This window comes from Mesorhizobium sp. M1A.T.Ca.IN.004.03.1.1 (assembly GCF_003997555.1).
GTDB lineage: Bacteria > Pseudomonadota > Alphaproteobacteria > Rhizobiales > Rhizobiaceae > Mesorhizobium.
On sequence record NZ_RZTV01000014.1, the window covers coordinates 21699 to 44054 of the forward strand.

Below are 22356 nucleotides of genomic sequence, written 5' to 3' on the forward strand. Positions count from 1 at the left end.
GGCGCACCACGGCAGCGCGTCGCGATGACGCTCAACCCCATGGTCAAGGCTGTATCGTAAAGAAACGACGAACATGCCCGTCGGACAGCGCTCTATGCGGCTTCCTCCTTCGCGGGTGCGACCCATCCCTGCAATTCACGCCAGTCGGGCTCGAGTCTCGCGAACCGTGCCAGCCTAAATGAGGAGATGTCCGCGAAGCTACACGTGCCGTCGACAACGACGTCGCGGATCGCTCGCCCGCTGGACGGCGAGAGACCAAAGCCCACGCTGGACATAGTCGCAACAACCACATTAGGAAACGTCGAGAGCCGGTCGATCACCGGACGCCCGTCAGGCGTGTTTTCGATCACACCGGCCCATGATCGGATGATGCGGGCGTGCGCCGCCTTCGGCATCATCTCAATCAAACGCCGGCCGATATGGCCCATAAGCGGGGTCGAGGGGTTGGCAAATACGCCTCCCTCAGGCAGGTCCAGCCATTCGTGCGGGCCGCCTCCAAAGGCGAGATTGCCGCGCAGCGTCTGCCGGCCGTGGAGGCCATTCCCGTCCACACCGCCATAAGCCATTAGGGGAAGTGGCTCAGTAACGATCATCTCGGCGCGGGCGCTTTGCATAGGAACCTCCTGTCCCAGCACCGCGGACAAGCGACCAGTGTGGGGCCCTGCCGCGATCACGAGTTGATCGCAGCCATACAGGCCGCGCTCCGTCTCGACGCCAATCACCCTTTCACCTTCGGTGCGGAAACCCGTAACCGTGCAGTGTTGCATCAACCGGCCGCCGTGGTCTTGCATCGCCCACGCATAGGCCTGGACCGTGCGGTGTGGATTAGCGTGCCCGCCAAAGTGATAAAAATGCGCGCCGGCAACGTGGTCGCCGACGAGGGGAATGAGTTCACGACGTTGCTTCATGTCAAGAAGCTCGCACCGATATCCCTGACGCTCCACTGCAGCAGCGCCCAAGTTTTGGACCGCCAATTGCTCCTCGGTCACGGAAACATGGATCCGGTTCGCCGAGAACTCTGTCGGATAACCGAGCAGTTCATCCATGATCGGCCACAGCCGCAGCATCTCGGGGTACAGAGGCGAAGTGAAGTTCCCGCAGCCGCCACCATTTCGGCCAGACGCTTCCCAACCTACGATGCCTTTCTCGATAACTAGAACATCGACCCCGGATCTTGCCAGCCACCAGGCGGTGCTTAGCCCTGTTACACCGCCGCCGACGATGACGACTGATGCACCTATGATCTTATTCATGGCTGCCTCGCTCACGATCCGCGCCCCCGACGGTCGCTTCGTTCGCCGCTGCGGTGTAAAATTCGGGAAGCTCCCATGGGGGCTGCCATTGCGAGGGGATTCCGAACCAAAGCTCCCAATGTTGGGTCTGATCAGCCGATTCATGTAGCTGGCTGGCGATTGACAGCGGCAGCGGGCGCACCGGCGCGCGGTAGCCTGCGAGAGGAATGGCCGCGAGCGGCACGGTGGCCTGCAGTGCGAGCAAGGCCGCTATCTGCTCGCGGCAGCGCCGTCCTTGGCACGGGCCCATTCCCGCACGCGTGAGGCGTTTGACCTGGTCCGGGTTTGGGGGAGCATCGTCGTCCAGCAGGGAAGAGAGCGAACGATCGTTGCGGTGGTCGGCTTGCCAGCCGAGATATCGCGGCGGACGCACTTCGAGGATCTCGCGAGCGGTGACTTCCTCACATTGACATACGTGAAACTCGCCGCGGGCCTCTATGACGCTGGCCCGTGCCCAAGCCATGCGATAAGCTGACAAATCGTAGGCGGGCAGATCGGGCTCTAAATTCTTCGCCGTCTCAGAGTTTTTCCCATTCCCAAGAATGGTGTCGACCGCGCGCAGGCCTTCGCCTTCGGCGATTCTGCGGTCGAGCGATTTCGCAGGCCAGATGCCGGCGCAGTCGCCGACCGCGAAGACGTTGCGGACGCTGGTACGCTGAGCCGCATCCACCACCGGCGCATACCCGCCACGTTTCGGCTGAAAAGCGATATGGCAGCCGAGAGCGGCGAGGAGATCGACGACCGGAGTCGCGCCGACCGCAAGCACGACGCCCTCACAGTCGATTTGGCGCTCTTCGCCAACGGATCGACCCGCTTTGTCAACGGCGGCAATGAGCACTCCCTCGACCGATCCCTGTCCCAGCGCCTCGCGTATGACATGATGGGTCAGAAATTCGCAGCCGCCGGCGCGCAATTCGGTCACAAGATGGGCAGGACCAACGGGCTCCGCCGCCTGTTCCACAATGGCCGCGATCTCAATCCCGGCGTCCCTAAGTGCTGCGGCAGCACCCAACGCCTCCGCCGAGGTGCCGAGGACCGTCACACGCCGAGGACTCAAGGCTTGGAACCGCGTTGCGAGTGCAACCGCCGCCGTGGCGCCCATCACGCCCGCCTTCTCCCAGCCGGGGAAGCCCAGCCCCATGTCGCGCCGACCGGCCGCGACGACGACGTGTTCGGCGCCGATTAGCCAGCCGCGTTCCTCATCGGCCAAGCCGGCAACCATGCCGGGTAGCCAGCGGACACCGGGACCGTTTGCATAAAGCCCCCAACAGGCGGTGCCGAGCCGCACGTCCACGCCAGCGTCGAATGCTACCTGGATCAGTGGCTCGGAAGTGACGAAGGCCTCAATCATAGCATTGCGGTTTCGCGCGACGCCGGCCATCCCCTGTCCATAGTGCAGTGGCACCTCGTCGCCCATCGTCCTGAAGGGAACCGGGTTCTCATCAATGACAACAACCGAAAGGCCCCGCCGAGCCGCCTCAATGGCGGCGGATAGACCGGCAGGACCCGCGCCAATTATCAAGAGCTGGGTCCGTTCCTGTACGATAAGCTCTTTGCCTGCAACGGATTTTTTATCGATCTTCATAGGTCCGCCATATTACAGTTGATCATTCGCCTGACGGGACGAGGCGCTCGTTCGCACCGTTCAAGTTGCATCGGAGACACGCGGGCGCCCACTCGGTTACTTCGGAATCCCTCAAAGCAGGGCAGGTGAACGTACCGGTGCAGGGATGCTCAAACATTCAGTCTCTTGGTTGACGTTCATTCGCTACGAGGCCTTGTGTCAAATTCAGTTTGTGAATTGGGCTGATCTGGTTTCCAGATGAAGCGAAATGATCTCTAATACGGTAGGGAATGTTCGGATAAGCTGGCCTTTGTCACATGGTGTGCGGGTCGGTGGGGATGATGACTTTGGTGGGTTCCTCCATGGTGGTTCGCATCCGTTATTTTTCGCTGTACCCCCGCGAAGCCGCAGAGACAGAACTCGCCTTTGGGCTATGGGCCGTAGCAGCATCCTCTTTTAGGTTGGCTGCCAGCCTTCGCGCCAGAAGAGCCATGATCCGAGGTGATCGTAGCGCTGATAGCAAGGGCTAGGCGCGGGATCCAACCCACGCAAGCCTGTCCCCTCGTAGCGCAAGTGCCTACGCCCGCCAAAGGCATCGGACCGGCCACCGCCAGCCGCCTGTCTGGCCTATCTTCCCGAACTCGGCCAGGTCGGCGCCGGGAGCCCGCGACACGCCGAAGCTGCGGCTTTGTACGCCACCGGAGCCTTCCCGCCAGGCTTTCTCGCCGTTTGGAGCGTTGGCCGGCCAGCCAGGGGCCTCAGTCTCTTTTGCTCGCTTCAAGCCTGCAGAAAGTCTGCGCCGCTTAAGGCAGCCAGAAAGATAAATAAAAGATGCAATTCCCATAGACCGCGGCCTGAAGAATTGGTTTCTAAATTCGATCGCAAAACTGACCACTTTCCGTGATTTTTGTGTTCAAGCTAGCCAATTTCCTAGTCACAGCGGCCGGTACTCCAAGGCAGTCGTAACACGCTAAGTTCAGAATGTGGAGCTGAGCCATGGATGCTCATAGTTGGTTCTGGAGTTCGGGCAGGATCTGGAATAGATCGCCGACAAGACCATAGTCGGCAACCTGGAAGATCGGGGCCTCCTCGTCCTTGTTGATGGCAACGATGACCTTCGAATCCTTCATGCCGGCAAGGTGCTGGATGGCGCCGGAAATGCCGACCGCGATGTAGAGATCGGGAGCGACGACCTTGCCGGTCTGGCCGACCTGCCAGTCATTCGGGGCATAGCCGGCATCGACAGCGGCGCGGGACGCGCCGACCGCGGCGCCGAGCTTGTCGGCGACGGGCAGGATGACTTCCTGGAATTTTTCCGACGAGCCGAGCGCACGGCCGCCCGAGATGATGATCTTGGCCGACGTCAATTCCGGACGGTCGGTTTCCGACATCTTGTTCTCGACGAAGGAGGACCGGCCGGGGTCGGCTGCCGCCGAGACAATCTCGACGGCAGCCGCATTGCCTTGGGAGGCGACTGGAAAGGAGGCGGTGCGCACGGTGATGACCTTCTTGGCGTCGGTCGACTGCACGGTCTGGATGGCGTTGCCGGCATAGATCGGCCGCTTGAAGGTGTCGGGCGAGACAACTTCGATGATTTCGGACACCTGCGCGACATCGAGCAGGGCGGCCACGCGCGGCGCGATATTCTTGCCCGACGAGGTGGCCGGGGCGACGATGGCGTCATAGGAGCCGGCCAGCGACACCACAAGCGCCGCCATCGGCTCGGCAAGACGTTCGGCGAGCTCGTCGGCTTCTGCGAGCAGCACCTTGCCGACGCCCTTCAGCTTGGCGGCGGCGTCGGCCGCCCCTTTGGCGCCCTTGCCGGCCACCAGCACATGCACGTCCGAACCGATCTGCAGGGCGGCCGAAAGCGCCTTGGCGGTCTGGTCGGAAAGCGTCGCATTGTCGTGTTCGGCAATCAGAAGAATTGTCATTTTTTTGTCCCTTCGCAGCCTTACAGCACGCCGGCTTCGTTCTTGAGCTTGTCGATCAATTCGGCGACGCTCTTGACCTTGACGCCCGCCTTGCGGCCGCCCGGCTCCTCGGTCTTGATCACCTTCAGCCGCGGCTTGACGTCGGCGCCGTAGTCGGCCGGGCTCTTCTCGTCGAGCGGCTTCTTCTTGGCCTTCATAATGTTGGGCAGCGAAGCGTAGCGCGGCTGGTTGAGGCGAAGATCCGCGGTGACAATCGCCGGCATTTTCAGCTCCACCGTCTGCAGGCCGCCGTCGACCTCGCGCGTCACCTTGGCCTTGTCGCCATCGATGACGACCTTGGAAGCAAAAGTGCCTTGCGCCCAGCCCAGAAGTGCGGCCAGCATCTGGCCGGTCTGGTTCGAATCGTCGTCGATCGCCTGCTTGCCGAGAATGACGAGACCGGGCTTTTCCGCCTCGACCACACCCTTCAGCACCTTGGCGACACCCAGCGGCTCCGTCTGCTCGTCGGTCTTGACCAGGATGGCGCGGTCGGCGCCCATCGCGAGCGCGGTGCGCAAGGTCTCCTGCGCCTGCTGCGGCCCGATCGAGACAACGATGATCTCTTCCGCCTTGCCGGCCTCCTTCAGCCGGATCGCCTCTTCGACCGCGATCTCATCGAACGGGTTCATCGCCATCTTGACGTTGGCGAGTTCCACCGCCGAACCGTCAGCCTTGACGCGAACCTTCACATTCGCATCCACAACCCGCTTCACGGGCACAAGGATCTTCATCCAATTTCACCTATTCGAGGTCAAGGTCAGCTTGCCGGCGGCGAGACACGGCGCGCCTGGCGGCGTCCGACCCAAACTGTGCGCACCCCGGTCGGTGAAGTGATCCGCCGACTTCCGTGGGCGGTAATTTTGACGCCAGCCGTGCCAAGTGATTTTGGAGTCGCAGATGACTTTGTTGTAATTCAGGGAACAGATGGCACAGCGGCTGCAACTGTTTCTGCAATCGTCGGGTCTGAAGCCAGAGTATGTTTATGTACATTCCATTTTGTTCAAGTAGGATCGGCCAGTTTATAGCAAGACGCGGGACATCTCGGCAAGTACGTCCAAGGATTTTGACAGGGCTTTAGACGAACATCAATCGCCGGCCGCCCGAAGTCAAATTCAGTCTCTCTATCACTATCATCTGGAAGCGAGATGGATTGGATGCCGGAAAGGTCATGACGGCGCTGAGAAGTGTCGCGCCGCTTGCTCTTCGCTTCCATCCCAGTCAGCCCGTAACATCGAGCACGCTCTCGCAGATCAGAACCTGAGCGGCAATCCTGTCGCCGCTGTCGATGTTCTCAAGATGCACCTACCTGCAGCCTACGGGAGCTACCAGCTGTTGCCTTGCTCGGCTCCTTGGGCGCCGCGATCACGCTCTCTGCAAAGCATCTCGTGATCCATCGTGATCTGGTGCAAGCGCTATCGCGGGGAGTCCAGTCGTGAAGAAGTCAACGGTGGGGAAAATAAGGGGCCGACTGCTCTGGTTTCCGAGCGAGGGTCGTTGGCCGCTCGATCAAAAGCGTCATTTGAGGTGCAAGCTCTCCTTTGTGCAGGAGGAGGGCCCTTTCATTCAGTTCTTTGTCTGCTTCCGTGAGACGATGATTGAGGCGAAGGTAGTCTGTCCAGGTCGGCGTGCGGAATGTCTCTGTCCATTGCGTAGGCTTCTGGAGGTTACGCTGAAGCGTCCAGTTCCGAGCCCCCACGCGGCTGTGGACGTGCCTGCGCTGCCGCATGAGGTCGAGGAAGGCCTCAACGTTTTTCTCGGCTATCAGATATTCGACCTTGACCACGATCGGGCCGCTTCTCGGCTGCAAATTGAGAGCGACAGCAGGAGCGTCGAATGCATCCAAGGGATCGGGTTCGGAATCGTGCCGTTCGCGCAGGGGAAACAGAACGCCAGCTACAGCGACGAGCAATACCGCACCGGCAGAACCCCCAAGCGCCCAGGTCAATGAATGGTTCTCGGCTAGAGTGCCCCACACCCAACTACCGGCCGCGATGCCGCCGTCTATCAAGGCATAATAGATCGAAATCGTGCGTCCCACGACCCAGCGCGGGCTCGCCAGCTGCACACTCACGCCAACCCCGGACCAGGCGGTGACCCAGCCCGCGCCGCCCAAGGCAAGCGCAATAGCGGCTACGGCAATCGAAGAGGTGAGTGCAAGGGAAGAGAGCATGCGGCGCAGGCGATGCAGGAGAGCCTCATCAGCCGTTCTTGCGACAAGCTCCGTCTGAATGTGCTGTTGGAGATGCCGGCGAGGACGGCGCCTGTCCCGAAGCCGGCCATCAGAGTGCCATAGCCGAGTGGTCCTCCCCCCAGCTGATCACGAACAACCAGCGGCAGCAGCGCGAGAATGGCGATGCTTGCTAGGCCAAAGAGGGTTCCGCGAGCGATCGCCGCCTTGATTTCGGATGACATCGCCGTGAAGCGCAGTTCGTCATAGATTGCCGTCCTCATCGACTCGCGTGGAAGAGGGGAGGAGCGAACCTTCCATTTGCAGCGCCATATGGTGGCAAGAGGGACCAGATAGGTGAGGGTGGTCACGGTAAAGGCTGCCAAAAGTCCTAACCAGGCTACCACGATGCCGCCGAGCGCCGGGCCGACGGTTCGGACGGTGTTGAAACCGACGGAGAGCAGGGTCACAGCAGCCGGAACATCGCGTCGGTCTGACCTGCCACGGAACTTTCATCCAGTGGCGATTAGAGCCTCGGCCGTTTCTGTTACGCCGTATGGCGCGGTTTGAGCAACCGGCGGAGACGCGAAGCCTTCATTGAGCGCAGCGTCGGAGCCGGTTGCGGCGAGGGTTTCGGCGAAGGCCGCTGGGGTCTGGTAGCCGAGCGAGGAATGCGGCTTCGCGGTGTTGAAGTCCTGCCTCCATTCGGCAATGGCACTGCGGGCGTGGTCGAGGCCGAAGAACAGGCTCTCGTTCAACAGCTCGTCGCGCATTCGGCCGTTGAAGGATTCGACGTAGCCATTTTCAAAGATACCCAGCAACAGCCGATCCGCTCCGATCAGCTGTCGAACCCTTGCCTCGAAACGAACGCGCGTGACGGCGCCAATCTTTAGCCCCAGGGGACGCAACAAGCCTCGGATGACCTGCTCGTTGGCAGTGACCGCCCTGACTGCGGCCTTGCGCGCGGCGGTGAGCGTGCGCAGCCTCTGGCCGGCAGCGGACTTCAGATGAACTGCCTTGAACCAACCTGTGCGCACAATCTGTGCAATCCCCTGCGCGTCATTCCGGTCCGTCTTCACCGTCATCGCGCCCAGAGCCGCTTTGACATGTCGACTCTCGAGACACACGACAGGGAAGCCCTCGTCCACCAGGTGTCCGCCGATCCACTCCGATGTCGCACCGGCTTCCAAGCCAACGCGAACTAGATCGTCCCGCCATCGCTGAAGTGCAGCCGTCACAGCATCCGGGTCACCGAGCACCTTTCCCTGCCACAGCATCTCGCCGGTCTCGGCGATAACGCAAATAGCTACAGCGTCGAGTGAAGTATCCAGTCCTGCATAAACGCTCATGCCGATCTCCTCTTGCCAGGTCGGCTCTGAGCATCAGACAAACGTCATGATCCGAAAAGGGGCCAGGCGTTCAGCGAGCTGAACCGAATACCCCATCTCTTCCGTAAACCGCTTTCTCTTCATCAGTCCGTCCTTCAATCGAGGCCGGACTCTAATCTCAGATGGAGGAAATTACCCGTGGCAGGTCAGGTCCACGATATCGCCGACCGAGGCCTGCCAGGCGGGATCGTTGAGAGCGCCACCGCACGCGATCAGGAAGCTGAAGCCGAGGATCATCCACGGACTGACAAAGCCCAGCGCCACAAAAACGGTTAGCATCGCAGAGGCTATCACCATAAGGCATCTGCCGGCGAACATGACCCGGCGACGGCTGAAATTGTCGGCTAGAGCCCCGGCGAACACAGACAAAATGAACGCCGGCAGGTTCGATGAAGCCTGGACCAGCGCAACCATCAGGTCGGAAGTCGAGATCGTCGCCATCAGCCAACTGACGGCGACAGTCTACATCAGCCAGCCGAGGCTCGAGACCTGTGTGGCGAGCCAGATCGAACGAAAGGTCGGGTTCCTGAGCGGCGCAAATGTCGCTGGCGAAATTGGATCTGCGCCTGCGCGCACGGTCTTGCTCATATGTGGGGAGCGTCGCCTCCCGTTTTAGGGTTCGTACACCCCCACCTGCGCAGAAGAATGCAGGCGCAGACAGCCACGTTCTATTATTTGCTATTTCAAAATTGATCATCTACTGACTTGCGTCAAATACAGGATCCATATTCTGGCCATCCAGAGCCGAGATGGCCCAGAGCTGGCTGGCCTTACTGCGCGACATGGCCAAGACCCTCATCGCGCTCAGGTCCCGTCGGCAGCACCAGCCAGTCGGCCCATCGCGCGAAGGTGGCCCTCAAGCCTCGGATGTCGGCTGGACCTTCCCTCACCGCAACATCCTGCTCCGGCTCGACGCCGAGGGCTTCTTCGCCAAACTTACGCGGCGCAGGCTCAGCACGGTGTCTTCTCATTTCGTTGCCGATCTTCAGGCTAGCCATCAACCGCTTCATTTGCGAATACAATGCAGAGAACCCGCAAGCCATTCATCTGAAAAACCAGCCCCGATGACATTTCGCCGCCGCTCAAAGCGCGGGTTCCAACGTTGAAATCAATCGACTATTCGCCGCGGTCCCAGTTCTTCGCTGGGGAGCAGTGGCGTTCAACAGAGCAGGTGGTGGCCATCTGAAAACGCGATGGCACCGCCCGGGACATTATATTGGCAAATTAAAGACAGATTGGCGCATACTTGCAGAGCGGAGAAATGCAAACCCGAGGCAAGGTCGCCTGAATACTCACAATAGGCTGAACAATGAGCGAAGCACCACATCTAACGTTTGACGTCGGCAAGTCCGGCGTAAGCAAAGGGCATCTTGTTGTCCCAAAAGGTGCTGATTGTGAGGTTCTTTCGCTCCCGGTCTTCAGCTTCAACAAGGGCGAGGGGCCGCGGCTCCTTATCACCGGCGGATGTCATGGCAATGAATTGGAAGGGCCAATTGTCGCGCGACGGCTTATCGATTGGCTCCCTGAAGCGCAAACCTGTGGAAAGGTCATTGTCGTCCCCGTGCTCAACCCACCGGCCGTGCAGGCATTCAGCCGCAATACGCCGACCGACGGATTGAATCTCAATCGCGTATTTCCGGGCCGAGCCGACGGGTCGGTGACCGAACGAATCGCGGATGCGGTTTTCCGCCTGTTGTTGCCGATGGCCGACACGGTATTTGATCTGCATAGCTTCGGACCAACTTGGGATTTTCCCCCGGCGACCACCACGCATCCCATTGCTGATCCCGACCTCATGACCAAGACGATCAAAATGGCAAAGGCGTTCAAATTACCCATGACGTTGGTGTGGGATCATCCAGATACCCCTGGAATGTTCGATATCTCGGCCCATAACCAAGGCAAGGTATTCGTGTGTGCTGAACTCGGCGGGGGCACCATTGGTGCCGAAGCTCTCGCGATCTACGAAGCTGGTGTACGCAACGCGCTAATTGCGCTCGGACTCGTCGAGGGAAAAGCCGATTACCCGACGTTCCATCACCGGAAGTCCAGCCAGACACTTGAAACACGGCGCCCAGCCGATGAACTGAAATCGCCTGCCCGGGGTATCTTCGAACCTCGCTGCCCGCTGTTGGATGAAGTGAAGAAGGGAGATGTCATCGGCATTCTGCATCCGATGGATTCTTCGTCGGCCGATTCCACTGAGATCTGGTCGCCCAGTACTTCCATCGTCTGCGCCATTCGATCGGGGGGCTATGTCGAGGCCGACGAATGGCTAGCGCTCCTTGCGCGACCCCTGGACCGTTGAAATCCGCTCGCCCCGATCGCTATAAGGGCGACATTAACAGATGCGGAATGTCCGCCGCCAAGTGTCGCCGCGTAAGCGGTTGCCTTGTCTTAGAGGGTTTGTCATTCCGGGAGATTCGATGGAGATCACAATGTCTTCGCCTAGCGTACCCGTGAGCGTTGTGAAGCAGCGTTGCGTCCGTTACGCAAGCAAACTGAGCGACGCGGAGTGAGCGCGATAGGACCTGCATCTTCGAGTCGCAAGAGGAATTGCAGCGACTCTTCGGACCGTAATTTAAGCCGACGAAACAATCGTGGATTTAAGATCTTCTTTTCGCCAATTCAATGGGTGAAAACAAAGATACGCCGAGAGTGAACCAACTAGTGGGCTGCACGCATCAGTGGCCACTTCCAATTGTTGAGAACATACATTCATGACGTCACGACCGCAAGCATGTCTCGGGATACTAACTTCCGACCAAGGGCAGTTGCCCAACTCCGAGAGGGGTACGGAACAGGGCGCTATCGAAAATCCTGCGACCCTCGAATTTCCTGTCATAACAGAAATCGCAAAAGGAACACTGGGTAGACGAACGCCGGGGGGCGATCCGGTTCTTGAGCGCGGCTATGTTGAAGCGGCGCAGCGGCTGGTCCAGCGAGGAGCCGTAGCGATCAGTTCAAACTGCGGCTTCTTGATCCGATACCAGGCGGTTGTAGCCGCGTCTGTAGAGGTACCCGTGGCAATGTCGAGCATGCTCCTTTTGCCGACGCTAATCCGTCAAGTACCGCCAGCCGCCAAGATTGCCGTTCTGACTTATGACTCTAATGCTTTTGACGACGATATGCTCGAGCTCAACGATCCGACAGAGCGGTCTAGAGTTGTGGTGGGCGGCATTGAAGGCAGCAAGTACTGGCATGATGAGTTGAAGATTCCCGCGCCGCCGACCGACGTTCGCGGCGATGGAAGCGGATGTCGGCGCTTGCATCACAAGGCTGAGAGCCGCGCATCCGGAGATTGCAGTCGTCCTTTTCGAGTGTGCTGGGTTCCCAGTGGTCGCGCCGGCAATCCGCCGGCTCACGAACCTGCCCGTTTACGATATCACAAGTCTGTGCCGGATGATGATCTCGTTGATCAAGTAACAGATTTCGATTCTGCGAGTTGACCCAAGGATACGAAAATATATACATTTTTTCATATGGCTGTATTTTAATTGTGCGAAGAGTAACTATGGAAAGGTCAATCTCCTATGAAAAGTGGTCAGGCCGCGGACACGCGCCAAATTCGATCGCCACCGTCCAAAGGCACTTGACCGTCGCACTCAGTCGCAGCCTTCAGCGATGTCCCTGCTGCACCAGGACAATGCCCGCTAAATCGACAAACTTGTGACGGGGTAAGACTAAGCCATCAAGCCTACGCATCATCCGCTCGGTGATTGTCTAAACGTATGCTGGCGCCGCTCTGGTTCGAACGCTTGTGCCTGGATCGACATTGCTGGCGAAGCTCGACATTAAGCGTGGGCATAATTGGACGTCGGCGATTAGGTTGGTCACGCTCGCGTGAAACGCAGTTTTTTGATGCGGTCCGAGTTCATCTCGAAACCATCGGCGGTGACGCTGAGCGTCGCATTCCAAGACAGGTCGGGACCTATGTCGGCGTTCAGAAACCAAAGATGGCTATCCGCAGCGACGATGGGCGCGTTCATCGCGCCGAGATTGGAGCGCAGGCGGAACATGCCACGCTGCGCGTCGCAATCGATCTCGACCTCAAGGCTTTGCGCCTTGTTGGCGTAGCGTCCGGTGAAAGGGGCGGTCGCCTTGGCGTCAGCGGTCAAGGGTGTGTAGACCCTCGGCGTGCCGCAGAACGTGCCGTCGATCTTGCCGTCCGGCCTCGGACTGAGGACCAGGTCGGTGATGCCGCTCTCAGGCTTGGCGCCGCCCTGATGGCCGAAGTCGAACCCGCTCACACGACCGAAACTAAGGAAGCTTGGCACGCCGTCCTTGACAAGGATTTCGAAGACGTCGGGGCCGTTTTCCTGTCGGTAGCGTCCGGGCGCCAGCTTGAACGGCGTCAGTTCGATCTGCGCCGGCTCGGCGGTGCCAAAATAAATATCCGCTATACGGCGGGCGAGCGCGAACGGGGCGACCTGATCGTTGTTGGCGATGATGACAATGCCGAGCCCGTCGTCGATGAAGCGCATAGATTGCGACTTGCCGCCGGCGACCCAACCGCCGTGGCCGACCGCGCGGCGGCCACGATAGACATCCGTCACTAGTCCGAGGCCGTAAAAGCCGTTCGCACCATTATCGAAGACGCAAGGCGTGGCCATGCGCCGATACATCTCCTGCGTGCCAACTTTGGGGTCGATCAGGTTCTGCTGCCAGATCACCATGTCATCGAGCGTCGAAATTATGCCGCCTCCGCCGTCTTCTTCCATCCCTAAGCCCAAATGGGCCCAGCCATCGGCAAGCTTCGTATAGTGCGCGGCCAGCCGTTTCATCACCGTGCTGTCGCGCAACATGAGCGAGGTGTCGTACATGCCAAGCGGGCCGGTGATCCGCTTGCGCAATACGTCATCGAAAGTCGCGCCCTCGATTCGCTCAATGATGTCGTACAACATGAAGAACCCGGAGTTTGAATACAGCATGGCACTGCCGGGCTTGAAGTTGAGCGCATCCTGCCTGGCGATGATATCACGGACGGTCTGGTGGTCTGACGGCGCGAACATCGACAGGCCGCTGACGATCATGGCCTCTGTATAGTCGCGGTACCCGCTTGTGTTGGAGGCAAGTTGCCTGAGAGTGACCGGGTGCTCGAGCCGAGGCACATAAGGCAGATGCTTTTGCACATCGTCCTCGAGGCTTAGCTTGCCTTCTGCCTCCAGCATCAGAATCAGCAGCACGGTGAACTGCTTACTCTGCGAACCAATGCGGATGATGGTTTTACGGCCAATCGGGATATCGTCATTGATATTCGCCAAACCATAGGTATTAGCGAAAATCTCGCGACCGCTCTCCGTCACCGCGACGACAGCGCCAGGCATATCCGGCCCGCTGAACTCGCTGAACAATGCATCGACGCGCTTGTCAAAATCGGCGTGTGACCCAGTCATGATCTCAGTCCTCGGTGTCGACGCTGGTGGCGTCCTTCAGGGCAAAGGTCTTTTAGGGGCACCCAATGCCTCCAATGGATCGAAGATCAATCGCTCCCTAGGTTCCGTCAAAGACAGTTTATGTATTGTCGTCATCTAAAAACGAGATGAAGGCTGCACTTACGCCCTGATGTGATGGCCGTCCCTCTCCGGCTACCGCACTTGCGAGAACATGGCTGTCGAAAGTCACAGGGCGACCAATCCAGCAGACCGCGGATTCCGGTGCGAAGGCCGATCAGGGGGACAGATCGCGATGTGCATTGTAACAGCCTTCCGGGTTTTTCGGAGAGAGACCCATGGCAAAGCACCGTAGTCAAAGCATCGAGTCCTAGCGCCAAATCGCAGGAGTTGATCCCGATGCGGCGCTGTACGGTGTAGCGCAATGTCTCGTGTAACCTGACCCCATCTAGGTGCGCAAATATGAGCATGAGGATGCCGATTAACGGTAACTCGCGCTCCATCCACTACGACCGCCTGAAGAAAGCAGCCGACGGCATCTCGAGCGTCGAGGCAGTCGCGAGATCCGCGTTGGAATTCCAGGTCGCCGCCGGATTAGCGCTGAGTTTCATCAGCAGGGGCCTTACGTGACTACAGATGACCGGCATACTCGGACGGACAGCTGTCTTCCTGGCTTGCGAGGATCGCACGCGGGCGTGACACCAACTGCCCCATCCCTATCCTGGATGTCGGCCGCGTGCACCCTCAGCCGACAAGGTGCACCTCGGTAGCGGTACTGATATGGCGCTTGCGGCCCTTGATCTTCTTGCCGGCGTGGTAGGCACACAAAACCGGAAACGTCCGTGGTCTCTGCCGGTTGGCTGTCGATAATGCCGGCGCTCGGGCTCGCCTCGCGACCAGGCGCCAAGCTGCCGAAGCCCCAGGGGGAAGTTGACAGTCTTCCGCAGGCCGCTGTCTCGCACGGCATATGAATTGCATTGAGCCGTGGAAGCCGGTTCGACAATGCCCGCCACTGGCAGGGTGACCGGGGAAACAAAGGACGCGTCCACAACCGCCCGCAGTTGGATCGTGCGTGGTCGTCTCGACGACTTCGCTCCAGGCATGGGATGGCGGGAGGCGAGTGTGGGGGAACGGCTAATGGACGGCTTCACCGTCGCCCATCATGGCGACACCCAAATAATCGACAGCCCCTCAGTTCGCGCCCACATCTGGCCTGAATTGTGGCGGGGGTGCATTGTGGTTTTACATCCACCTTAGGCGAGAATGCGGCTGATCTGATTGCCGATGATCTCCTCGGGATCACGGTAAGCCAGCGTGTGCCCGTTGTAGGGATTGCCCGGCGGTGCCTTCGCGCGCAAGGCGAACTGGCGAGTTGGGGAGCGAGACCTTGGCGCCAAACTCGTACGGGGCATGCACCTCGAACTCCGTCGCATCATGCGCCCCGCGATGTCTTGGGCCTCTGTGATCTCAAAACCAGATGGCAGCGATACGCAAACTGAATTTGACGCAGGTCGCCGCGCGACGGAGCATAGATAGGAAGCATAGATAGGTTGAATGCTCCTCTTGGTGCTCATCTGACCGACAAGAAACGGCGCGACCGGAAAGCAGGGGAAAAATCATGAGAATCTCTCGACGTGAAATGATCAAGGCGGGTTTGGCCGCTGGAGCCGCTATATCGATCCCATCAGTCCTGAGGGCACAAACAGCAGCAGCCGACGCGCGGACGGTCCGGATGATGCTGGGTAACCTCAGCGTGTTCGATCCGATGTTGACGACGGCTGTCGACACAGTCACCCATGGCCTGGCGATTTACGACACGCTGTTTGCGTATGATTCCAAGTATTTGGCTCAGCCGCAAATGGTGGGGAAGTGGAGCGTTTCCGACGACAAAAAGATCTATACGTTCGAGCTCCGGGATGGCTTGGGCTGGCACGACGGCAGCGACGTCACTGCAGCAGACTGTGTCGCGTCTATTCGTCGGTGGGGCCAAGTGAATCCCGGCGGACAAATGGTCATTTCGCGGACCAAGAACATCTCGAAGAAGGACGGAAAGACCTTCACGATCGAGTTGAAGGAGCCAGTGGGGCTTCTGCTCGATCTGCTGGCGTCACAGATTGGACCGGCCCCGTTCATGATGCGCGAGAAAGACGCAGATCGGCCCGCAACCGAGCAGGTGACCGCGAATATCGGGTCGGGACCGTTCAAGTTCAATCAGGAACTTGCCAAGCCAGGCGCAAGCTTCACTTACGACCGCAATGAGAAATATGTGCCGCGTGAGGAAATCTCCGATGGCTTGGCCGGGGGGAAGGTCGTCAAGGTCGACCGTGTCATCTGGGATATCATCACCGACGAGCAGACAGCTTTCGCCGCACTACAGTCAGGTGAAATTGATTACATCCAAGTACCATCTCCGGATCTTTACTCGGCAATTGCGAGCGATCCTGACCTCGAACTCACCCCCCCGAAGTCGAATGAAGTATACTTCATGCGCATGAACTGTCTGCAGAAGCCATTCGAGAATGTCAAGGCCCGCCAAGCAATGCTTTACCTGGTCGATCAGGAAGCATTCATGCGCACCTCGTTTCCTCCAGAATACACCCGAACCATCACTTCCTTTTTTGGAAACAATACATTCTATTCGAACGATGAAAATACGGGATGGTTCAAGAAAGGCGGCGATCCGGAAAAAGCCAAGCAGCTCTTCAAGGAAGCCGGATATGCGGGCGAGAAGGTGGTTATCCTGCAGCGTACGGACTGGGCTGCGGCCGGCAATATGGCGCAGCTCTTAGCGGCCACGCTACGCAAAATTGGCGTGAATGCCGAGCTTGCCCCGGGAGACGGAAGCGCCTCCAGGGCTCGCGCGGCGAACAGAGGCTCCGTTGAGAACGGCGGTTGGAGCATTTTTATTACGAGCGAGTCCGATTTTTCCCGCACCGATCCGGTCGGAAACCCCACGCTGAGCGCAAATGGTGAGAACGGTTGGACTGGCTGGCCGAAGAACGACGAGTATGAGGCTCTTCGGGCCAAATGGGCGGATGTCGACAGGGCAGAGCGCAAAGCACTGGCCAGCAAGATGCAACAATTGCAGTGGGATTTCGTCGGCACCGTTTTTCTGGGTGAAGCCGTCTCACCAACAGCGAGTCGCAAAGCGCTCACCGGCCTCATCCCGTTTCCAGATTGTACGCCGCTTTGGAATATGCAGAAGGCCTCCAACTAGTGGCGACCTACATCCTTCGCAGGTCGATTTCGGCCATCGCCGTCATGGCGATGGTCGGGATCTTCATTTTCCTGCTTCTCAGGCTGGCGCCCGGCGACCCGGCATCCATGATCGCCGGCAAGGCGGCCACGGCGGAGATGATTGCGGGTATCCGCGAAAAACTGGGCCTGAACGATCCTATGCCAATTCAGTTCATGCGTTGGGGGAGGGACATGATCAGCGGCGATTTCGGCACCTCGATCTTTGCCGGACGGCCGGTTCTCGAACTCATCTCGCAGCGGCTTGAACCGACCCTTTCCCTGTCGATCCTGACGATGATCCTTTCGGTGACGGTCGGGGTCTCCTTCGGCATCCTCGCCGCGTGGCGATCTGGCGGTCTCGTCGATCGCCTCCTCGCAGCCTTTTCGGCACTTGGTTATTCCGTCCCGGTCTTTGTCATCGGCTACTTTTTAGTATACTTCTTCGCCATCAGGACACACTGGCTACCGGTACAGGGATATGTATCGATCGATGCTGGCCTCGGGCCTTGGCTTGAGCACCTGACCCTACCCACCGTGGCTCTTAGTCTTGCCTTCATTGCATTCATCGCCCGGGTGACGCGGGCGAGCATGCTGGAGGTCCTGTCCGAAGGCTATATGCGAACCGCCGCTGCCAAGGGCGCTTCGTCCTATGCCATGCTTTTTCACCATGCCTTGAAGAATGCCGGCGTCCCCATCCTGACCGTCATAGGCCTAAGCTTCGCCTATCTGATCGGCGGAGTTGTCCTCACGGAAACAGTGTTCAACATACCCGGTATCGGTCGTCTGGTCGTGGGTGCAATCAACAACCGCGACTATCCCATCATTCAAGGCGTGGTCATCCTGACTTCGGGTCTGTACGTCCTTATCAATCTCATTGTCGATTTGGCTTATACGCTGATCGATCCCCGCATCCGGTACTGATATGACCCTCCTCTCCGCACCAGTTGAAGCCATGCCGATGGGTCGGCTGCGACTATCTGATCTTCCTCGTCTGGCAAGGCGGCACCCGCTGGTCCTGATAGGCGGCGGCCTTCTGGTGCTGCTGCTCATCCTGGCGCTGGCCGCCCCGCTTTACGCCGGCGATCCGGTGAACATGGATCCATTCAAGCGCCTCCAGCCGCCTTCCGCTGAGATGTGGTTTGGGAGCGACAATCTGGGCCGGGATGTGTTTGCGCGAACGATCTTTGGCGCCCGCATCTCTCTCGTGGTCGGGCTGATGTCGGCGGCGTGCGCGGCTCTTGCCGGGCTGCTGATCGGTGTCATCGCCGGCTACAGCCGCACCTTCGACAACGTCGTTATGCGGGTCATGGACGGCCTTATGTCGATCCCGACGATGCTGCTGGCGATTGCGCTCATTTCCCTGACAGGACCAGGCGTCGGCATCCTTATCGTCGCCATCTCGATTCCTGAGACGCCAGCCATCGCACGGCTGGTTCGCTCGGTAGTTCTGGGTGTCCGCGAGCGTCCCTATGTCGAGGCCGCACTCTGCGGCGGTGCGCGCCTGCCTAAGGTGCTGTGGCGGCATATCCTGCCGAGCACCATTCCGGCGCTTATGGTACAGAGCGCTACCGTCTGCGCCAGCGCGATCTTGACGGAGTCGGGATTGAGCTTTCTCGGGGTGGGCGTGCCGCCCGAAATCCCCAGCTGGGGCAACATGATCGCGAGTTCCCGCCTCTATCTCGCCGTCGCGCCCTTGACGATTTTCGCTCCCGGCATCTGCCTTGCCGTCACGGTCCTGGCCGTCAACCTGCTTGGGGATGGCTTGCGCGACCTCTTCGACCCCCGCGCCAAGCGGAGGCGCTAACATGCAGATGAATCAAACCGCAGGGAGCGACGTGCTTCTCGACGTTCGAGATCTTGAGACGCACTTTTACGGCGAAGAGAGCGTCACCCGCGCCTTGGGCGGCATCAGCTTCCAGGTCAAGAAAGGCGAGACGCTCGGCGTCGTCGGCGAATCCGGATGCGGGAAGAGCGTCACCGCCCTTTCGATCCTCCGGCTCCTGCCAAAGGTGAGCGCCAGGACCGTCGGCGGCGAGGTCCGCTTTCACGGACGCGACCTGCTTGAGCTGTCCGATCGGGAGATGCGAAAAATCCGCGGCGACCAGATCGCCATGATCTTCCAGGAGCCGATGACGAGCCTGAACCCGGTCTATACGGTCGGCCGCCAGATCGCCGAGGCGGTGCAGATCCACACCAAGGCCTCACGATCCGTTGCGATGGCAAAGGCCGAGGAGATGCTCCGTCTCGTCCGCATCGCGGATCCCGAACGGCGCGTCAGCAACTATCCGCATGAAATGTCTGGGGGCATGCGGCAGCGCGCAATGATCGCAATGGCTCTCGCCTGCTCGCCGGAACTGTTGATTGCCGACGAGCCGACGACCGCGCTCGACGTCACGATCCAGGCGCAGATCCTGCGGCTCATCGTCGATCTGAAAGAGCGCACGGGAACGGCCGTGATGTTCATCACGCATGACCTGGGCGTAGTAGCCGAGACATGCCAGCGCGTCATTGTCATGTATGCTGGCCGAATCGTGGAACAAGCGAACGTCATAGATTTGTTTGCGCGTCCGGCGCATCCCTACACCCAGGGCCTCATGCGATCGGTGCCTGACCGGCGGCGCGGCCGACAGCGCCGCCTTCCGGAAATCCCTGGCATCGTGCCAAGCCTGCGCGAACCTATTGTGGGCTGCAGCTTTGCGCCTCGCTGCGCGTTCGCGATCGATATTTGCCGCGAGAAGACGCCTAGCCTGCGTGATGTCAGGCCCAGCCACGCTGCGGCTTGCTGGCGCGCCGAAGAGGTGATGGGCGCATGAGTGGTCCTTTGCTGAAAGTCGAGAACCTGACCAAGCACTACCCGCTTGGCTCAGGAATCTTTAAGAAAGGCATTCCGGTGATCCGGGCGGTGGAGGATGTATCCTTTTCCGTTGAGGCGGGGGAGACGCTTTGCATCGTCGGTGAGTCCGGCTGCGGGAAGTCGACTGTGGCGCGGCTCCTGATGCGACTCGTGGAGCCGACGGGTGGGCGCGTGCTGATCGATGGAACCGACATTGCGGGTCTCAAGAAGCATGCGCTTCGAGAGTGGCGCCGTCGGATGCAGATGGTGTTTCAGGACCCTTACTCATCGCTGAACCCGCGTCTCACCGCCGGACAGATCATCACCGAACCCGTCGAGAATTTCGAGCGCCTTAGCCGCAAGCAGCGCAACGCGCTTGCTGCGGACCTTCTCCAGAAGGTCGGAATGTCGCCCGAGATGATGCACAGGCTTCCGTCCGAGCTGTCGGGCGGTCAGCGCCAGCGGCTCGGCATTGCACGCGCCCTGTCGCTCAACCCCTCTCTCATCATCGCCGACGAAGCGGTGTCAGCCCTCGACGTGTCCGTGCAGGCACAAATCTTGAATCTGCTTCTGGATCTGCAGCAGCAGATGGGCATCGCCTTCGTCTTCATCTCGCATGACCTTGGCGTGGTGGAACATATCGCGCATCGCGTTGCCGTCATGTATTTGGGGCGGATCGTGGAACTCGCGCCGTGCCAGGCAGTATTCGCCAAGCCGGTCCACCCCTACACGGAGGCGCTGATCGCGGCAGCCCCGGTGCCGGATCCGACGCGGATTCGGCTGGAGGCGCCTGTCGAGGGCGAGGTGCCGAGCCCGATCAACCCGCCTAGCGGGTGCGCGTTCCACCCGCGCTGCCCGCTCGCGGTCGAGCGTTGCCGCATCGAAGTGCCGCCTTTGGTGCCAATGCCAGACGGGCGCGTCGTGGCCTGTCATGTGCGCGCTCCGGCTACGGGCAGTCCGGGACAGTCGGATGTGGGCAGTTTTTCGCTCACTCCTGTGGCATAGCCACAGACCCTTCACCCGATCGAAGGTCTCGAGTGCACGACTGACTAGGACACCCAACATCGCCAAGTACGGCAAGAAGTGACAAGGTAAACCGATGGATAAACATTCATACGAAAACAATGATCAGGCGTCAGGCGCGAATAGACCGACCAGCCCACGCAGCCTCATAGAGTGGCTGCAGAGCCATGAGTTTTCTGAGTTTATCCGGGCGCAGATGCAAGCGTCACATATACCAGGACTAAGCCTGGCGATCATCGATCAAGGCAGTCTTGTCTATACCGCTGGGTTCGGACTTGCGGACATCGCACTCGGCCGTGCCATGACGCCGCAGACGCTCCTGAATATTGGTTCGATCACCAAAACCATCACCTGTACTGCAGTGATGCAGATGTACGAGCAGGAAAAGCTTGAGCTCGATGTGCCGATCGACCAGTACCTGCCGTTCACGGTTCGCAATCCGGCTTTTTCGGACCGGCCCATTACCACGCGGCAGCTACTGACCCATACATCCTCCATTGCGGATAGTCCATTGTTCTGGTCGAATTATGGTTGCGGCGATCCGCAGGCGACGCTTCGCGACTGGCTACAGCAGTATTTTACGACCGGTGGTTCGTTCTTTGACCCCAAACGAAATTTCAATGCGTGGGCGCCGGGCAGCATGTACCAATACTGCAACGTGACCTATGGATTGCTTGGGCTGATCGTGGAGCGATTGAGCGACATGTCCTACCCAGATTACTGTAGGGAACATATTTTCGCACCGCTTGGTATGACTGACGCTCGCTTCCTGCTAGAAGGCATGCCGCGAGAGAAGCACGCTACGCTCTACGATTACGTTGACGATGGCGATGTCACAAAAGTGCAAATGATCGATCCTGAGTGGTCCGCGCCTGCCGGCCAAAAGAAGATGCACGTGCCGCACTGCCTTTATAGCTACGTCACCTTGTCGGACGGGCTTGCGCGTACCACCGCCTCGGAGCTTGCGCGCTTTCTCATGGTTTACATGCAAGACGGTGTGATGGAAGGAAAGCGAATATTGCGGGCGGAAACCATCAAGAAAGTCTTAAGCGATCAGTACGTTCAAAGTATGCCTTGCTCGAAACAGATTCAGGGCCTTACGTGGTACCAGAACGACGGTATCAAGCCTTATGCGGGTACGGCTCGGAGGTCTATGCATGGTGTGTGGGGGCACAGCGGCAGCGATCCAGGAGTTTCGACGTATATGGGATTTCGCCCAACCGATGGTCGTGGCGTCGTGCTGCTGGCGAACCTCGGCGGCAACCCACCCGCCCGACCCGAAATTGTCGAGCGCATATTTGGTTTGGCAGGTGATAAACGGTAGGCCGGCGATCCGGCTTGCACATGACGGAACTAGCCCAGCTTGAGTCGCTCGATCGGTCGGAGTGACACAGTGTTTTCGGGATCGCGCGTGGGCGACTATCCCCGAGATTTTGTAGGCCCTTTTCGTTGCTGTATGCCGGCTCACCGCCGGGCGAACCCCTCG

Annotated in this window: 15 protein-coding genes and 7 pseudogenes; 10 read left to right on the forward strand and 12 right to left on the reverse strand. The window is 59.4% G+C overall.

The genetic code is table 11. The features are described 5' to 3' along the window. Positions 1–92: 92 nt before the first annotated feature. The 9 genes and pseudogenes from EOD29_RS27610 to EOD29_RS27645 form a co-directional block, all read right to left on the reverse strand. Positions 93–1253: an FAD-binding oxidoreductase gene (locus tag EOD29_RS27610; RefSeq protein ID WP_127248528.1), complete on the reverse strand. Its 1161-nt coding sequence runs from the start codon at positions 1251–1253 to the stop codon at positions 93–95. Beyond that, the gene (locus tag EOD29_RS27615) at positions 1246–2877 is read right to left on the reverse strand and encodes an FAD-dependent oxidoreductase (RefSeq protein WP_127248529.1); all 1632 of its coding nucleotides are present in this window, start codon (positions 2875–2877) and stop codon (positions 1246–1248) included. The genes EOD29_RS27610 and EOD29_RS27615 overlap by 8 nt, the downstream gene beginning before the upstream one ends. Before the next feature lie 983 nt (positions 2878–3860). Next, a complete protein-coding gene (locus EOD29_RS27620; protein WP_127248530.1) occupies positions 3861–4790 on the reverse strand; it encodes an electron transfer flavoprotein subunit alpha/FixB family protein in 930 nt (309 codons plus the stop codon). 20 nt (positions 4791–4810) lie between these two features. Further along, positions 4811–5560 (reverse strand): electron transfer flavoprotein subunit beta/FixA family protein, encoded by a 750-nt coding sequence (locus tag EOD29_RS27625; protein WP_127248531.1) that lies wholly within the window; start codon positions 5558–5560, stop codon positions 4811–4813. Between the two features lie 710 nt (positions 5561–6270). Beyond that, positions 6271–7487, reverse strand: a pseudogene (locus EOD29_RS27630) (MFS transporter); the annotation flags it as partial. 21 nt (positions 7488–7508) lie between these two features. After that, positions 7509–7802, reverse strand: a pseudogene (locus EOD29_RS37320) (transposase); the annotation flags it as partial. A gap of 108 nt (positions 7803–7910) precedes the next feature. Then, positions 7911–8345: pseudogene (locus tag EOD29_RS37325) on the reverse strand (transposase); the annotation flags it as partial. 192 nt (positions 8346–8537) lie between these two features. Continuing rightward, positions 8538–8972, reverse strand: a pseudogene (locus tag EOD29_RS27640) (MFS transporter); the annotation flags it as partial. A 182-nt stretch (positions 8973–9154) separates the two neighbouring features. Then, the gene (locus EOD29_RS27645; protein WP_127248533.1) at positions 9155–9382 is read right to left on the reverse strand and encodes a hypothetical protein; all 228 of its coding nucleotides are present in this window, start codon (positions 9380–9382) and stop codon (positions 9155–9157) included. Between the two features lie 311 nt (positions 9383–9693). Here EOD29_RS27645 and EOD29_RS27650 point away from each other — a divergent pair, with 311 nt between their 5' ends. Both EOD29_RS27650 and EOD29_RS37330 read left to right on the forward strand, forming a co-directional pair. Then, the gene (locus tag EOD29_RS27650; RefSeq protein WP_127248534.1) at positions 9694–10692 is read left to right on the forward strand and encodes a succinylglutamate desuccinylase/aspartoacylase family protein; all 999 of its coding nucleotides are present in this window, start codon (positions 9694–9696) and stop codon (positions 10690–10692) included. Positions 10693–11158: 466 nt separating this feature from the next. Beyond that, positions 11159–11833, forward strand: a complete 675-nt coding sequence (locus tag EOD29_RS37330; RefSeq protein WP_245475455.1) for a hypothetical protein — start codon at positions 11159–11161, stop codon at positions 11831–11833. Between the two features lie 384 nt (positions 11834–12217). Here EOD29_RS37330 and EOD29_RS27660 read toward each other — a convergent pair whose 3' ends face one another. Then, the gene (locus tag EOD29_RS27660; RefSeq protein WP_127248535.1) at positions 12218–13780 is read right to left on the reverse strand and encodes a serine hydrolase domain-containing protein; all 1563 of its coding nucleotides are present in this window, start codon (positions 13778–13780) and stop codon (positions 12218–12220) included. Positions 13781–14251: 471 nt separating this feature from the next. Here EOD29_RS27660 and EOD29_RS36095 point away from each other — a divergent pair, with 471 nt between their 5' ends. Then, positions 14252–14407, forward strand: coding sequence for a hypothetical protein (locus tag EOD29_RS36095; protein ID WP_164763853.1), 156 nt, complete (start codon positions 14252–14254; stop codon positions 14405–14407). 67 nt (positions 14408–14474) lie between these two features. On the opposite strand, the pseudogene EOD29_RS37335 reads toward EOD29_RS36095, so the two are convergent. Then, positions 14475–14745, reverse strand: a pseudogene (locus EOD29_RS37335) (transposase); the annotation flags it as partial. Between the two features lie 139 nt (positions 14746–14884). Here EOD29_RS37335 and EOD29_RS37340 point away from each other — a divergent pair. Then, a pseudogene (locus EOD29_RS37340) lies at positions 14885–14983 on the forward strand (IS5/IS1182 family transposase); the annotation flags it as partial. Between the two features lie 50 nt (positions 14984–15033). Here EOD29_RS37340 and EOD29_RS37345 read toward each other — a convergent pair. Then, positions 15034–15190 (reverse strand): annotated as a pseudogene (locus EOD29_RS37345) (IS5/IS1182 family transposase); the annotation flags it as partial. A 205-nt stretch (positions 15191–15395) separates the two neighbouring features. Between EOD29_RS37345 and EOD29_RS27665 the strand changes: the two are divergent. The 6 genes from EOD29_RS27665 (at position 15396) to EOD29_RS27690 (ending at position 22194) form a co-directional block, all read left to right on the forward strand. Beyond that, the gene (locus EOD29_RS27665; RefSeq protein ID WP_127248536.1) at positions 15396–16994 is read left to right on the forward strand and encodes an ABC transporter substrate-binding protein; all 1599 of its coding nucleotides are present in this window, start codon (positions 15396–15398) and stop codon (positions 16992–16994) included. Continuing rightward, complete coding sequence (locus tag EOD29_RS27670) at positions 16994–17935, forward strand: ABC transporter permease (RefSeq protein WP_127248537.1); 942 nt, start codon at positions 16994–16996, stop codon at positions 17933–17935. The genes EOD29_RS27665 and EOD29_RS27670 overlap by 1 nt, the downstream gene beginning before the upstream one ends. A gap of 1 nt (position 17936) precedes the next feature. Continuing rightward, positions 17937–18818, forward strand: a complete 882-nt coding sequence (locus EOD29_RS27675) for an ABC transporter permease (RefSeq protein ID WP_127248538.1) — start codon at positions 17937–17939, stop codon at positions 18816–18818. Position 18819: 1 nt separating this feature from the next. Next, positions 18820–19827 (forward strand): ABC transporter ATP-binding protein, encoded by a 1008-nt coding sequence (locus EOD29_RS27680; protein ID WP_127248539.1) that lies wholly within the window; start codon positions 18820–18822, stop codon positions 19825–19827. Further along, entirely contained in the window at positions 19824–20852 is a 1029-nt protein-coding gene (locus EOD29_RS27685) for a dipeptide ABC transporter ATP-binding protein (RefSeq protein WP_127248540.1), read from the forward strand. The genes EOD29_RS27680 and EOD29_RS27685 overlap by 4 nt, the downstream gene beginning before the upstream one ends. A gap of 94 nt (positions 20853–20946) precedes the next feature. Next, on the forward strand, positions 20947–22194 hold the full coding sequence (locus EOD29_RS27690) for a serine hydrolase domain-containing protein (RefSeq protein ID WP_127248541.1): 1248 nt from the start codon (positions 20947–20949) through the stop codon (positions 22192–22194). Positions 22195–22356: the final 162 nt, after the last annotated feature.

What these genes read in the sequence shown, in the direction of transcription:
- EOD29_RS27610 (WP_127248528.1), bottom strand. Translation starts at nt 1,253, where the DNA reads ATGAATAAGATCATAGGTGCATCAGTCGTCATCGTCGGCGGCGGTGTA.
- EOD29_RS27615 (WP_127248529.1), bottom strand. Translation starts at nt 2,877, where the DNA reads ATGAAGATCGATAAAAAATCCGTTGCAGGCAAAGAGCTTATCGTACAG.
- EOD29_RS27620 (WP_127248530.1), bottom strand. Translation starts at nt 4,790, where the DNA reads ATGACAATTCTTCTGATTGCCGAACACGACAATGCGACGCTTTCCGAC.
- EOD29_RS27625 (WP_127248531.1), bottom strand. Translation starts at nt 5,560, where the DNA reads ATGAAGATCCTTGTGCCCGTGAAGCGGGTTGTGGATGCGAATGTGAAG.
- EOD29_RS27645 (WP_127248533.1), bottom strand. Translation starts at nt 9,382, where the DNA reads ATGGCTAGCCTGAAGATCGGCAACGAAATGAGAAGACACCGTGCTGAG.
- EOD29_RS27650 (WP_127248534.1), top strand. Translation starts at nt 9,694, where the DNA reads ATGAGCGAAGCACCACATCTAACGTTTGACGTCGGCAAGTCCGGCGTA.
- EOD29_RS27660 (WP_127248535.1), bottom strand. Translation starts at nt 13,780, where the DNA reads ATGACTGGGTCACACGCCGATTTTGACAAGCGCGTCGATGCATTGTTC.
- EOD29_RS36095 (WP_164763853.1), top strand. Translation starts at nt 14,252, where the DNA reads ATGCCGATTAACGGTAACTCGCGCTCCATCCACTACGACCGCCTGAAG.
- EOD29_RS27665 (WP_127248536.1), top strand. Translation starts at nt 15,396, where the DNA reads ATGAGAATCTCTCGACGTGAAATGATCAAGGCGGGTTTGGCCGCTGGA.
- EOD29_RS27675 (WP_127248538.1), top strand. Translation starts at nt 17,937, where the DNA reads ATGACCCTCCTCTCCGCACCAGTTGAAGCCATGCCGATGGGTCGGCTG.
- EOD29_RS27680 (WP_127248539.1), top strand. Translation starts at nt 18,820, where the DNA reads ATGCAGATGAATCAAACCGCAGGGAGCGACGTGCTTCTCGACGTTCGA.
- EOD29_RS27685 (WP_127248540.1), top strand. Translation starts at nt 19,824, where the DNA reads ATGAGTGGTCCTTTGCTGAAAGTCGAGAACCTGACCAAGCACTACCCG.
- EOD29_RS27690 (WP_127248541.1), top strand. Translation starts at nt 20,947, where the DNA reads ATGGATAAACATTCATACGAAAACAATGATCAGGCGTCAGGCGCGAAT.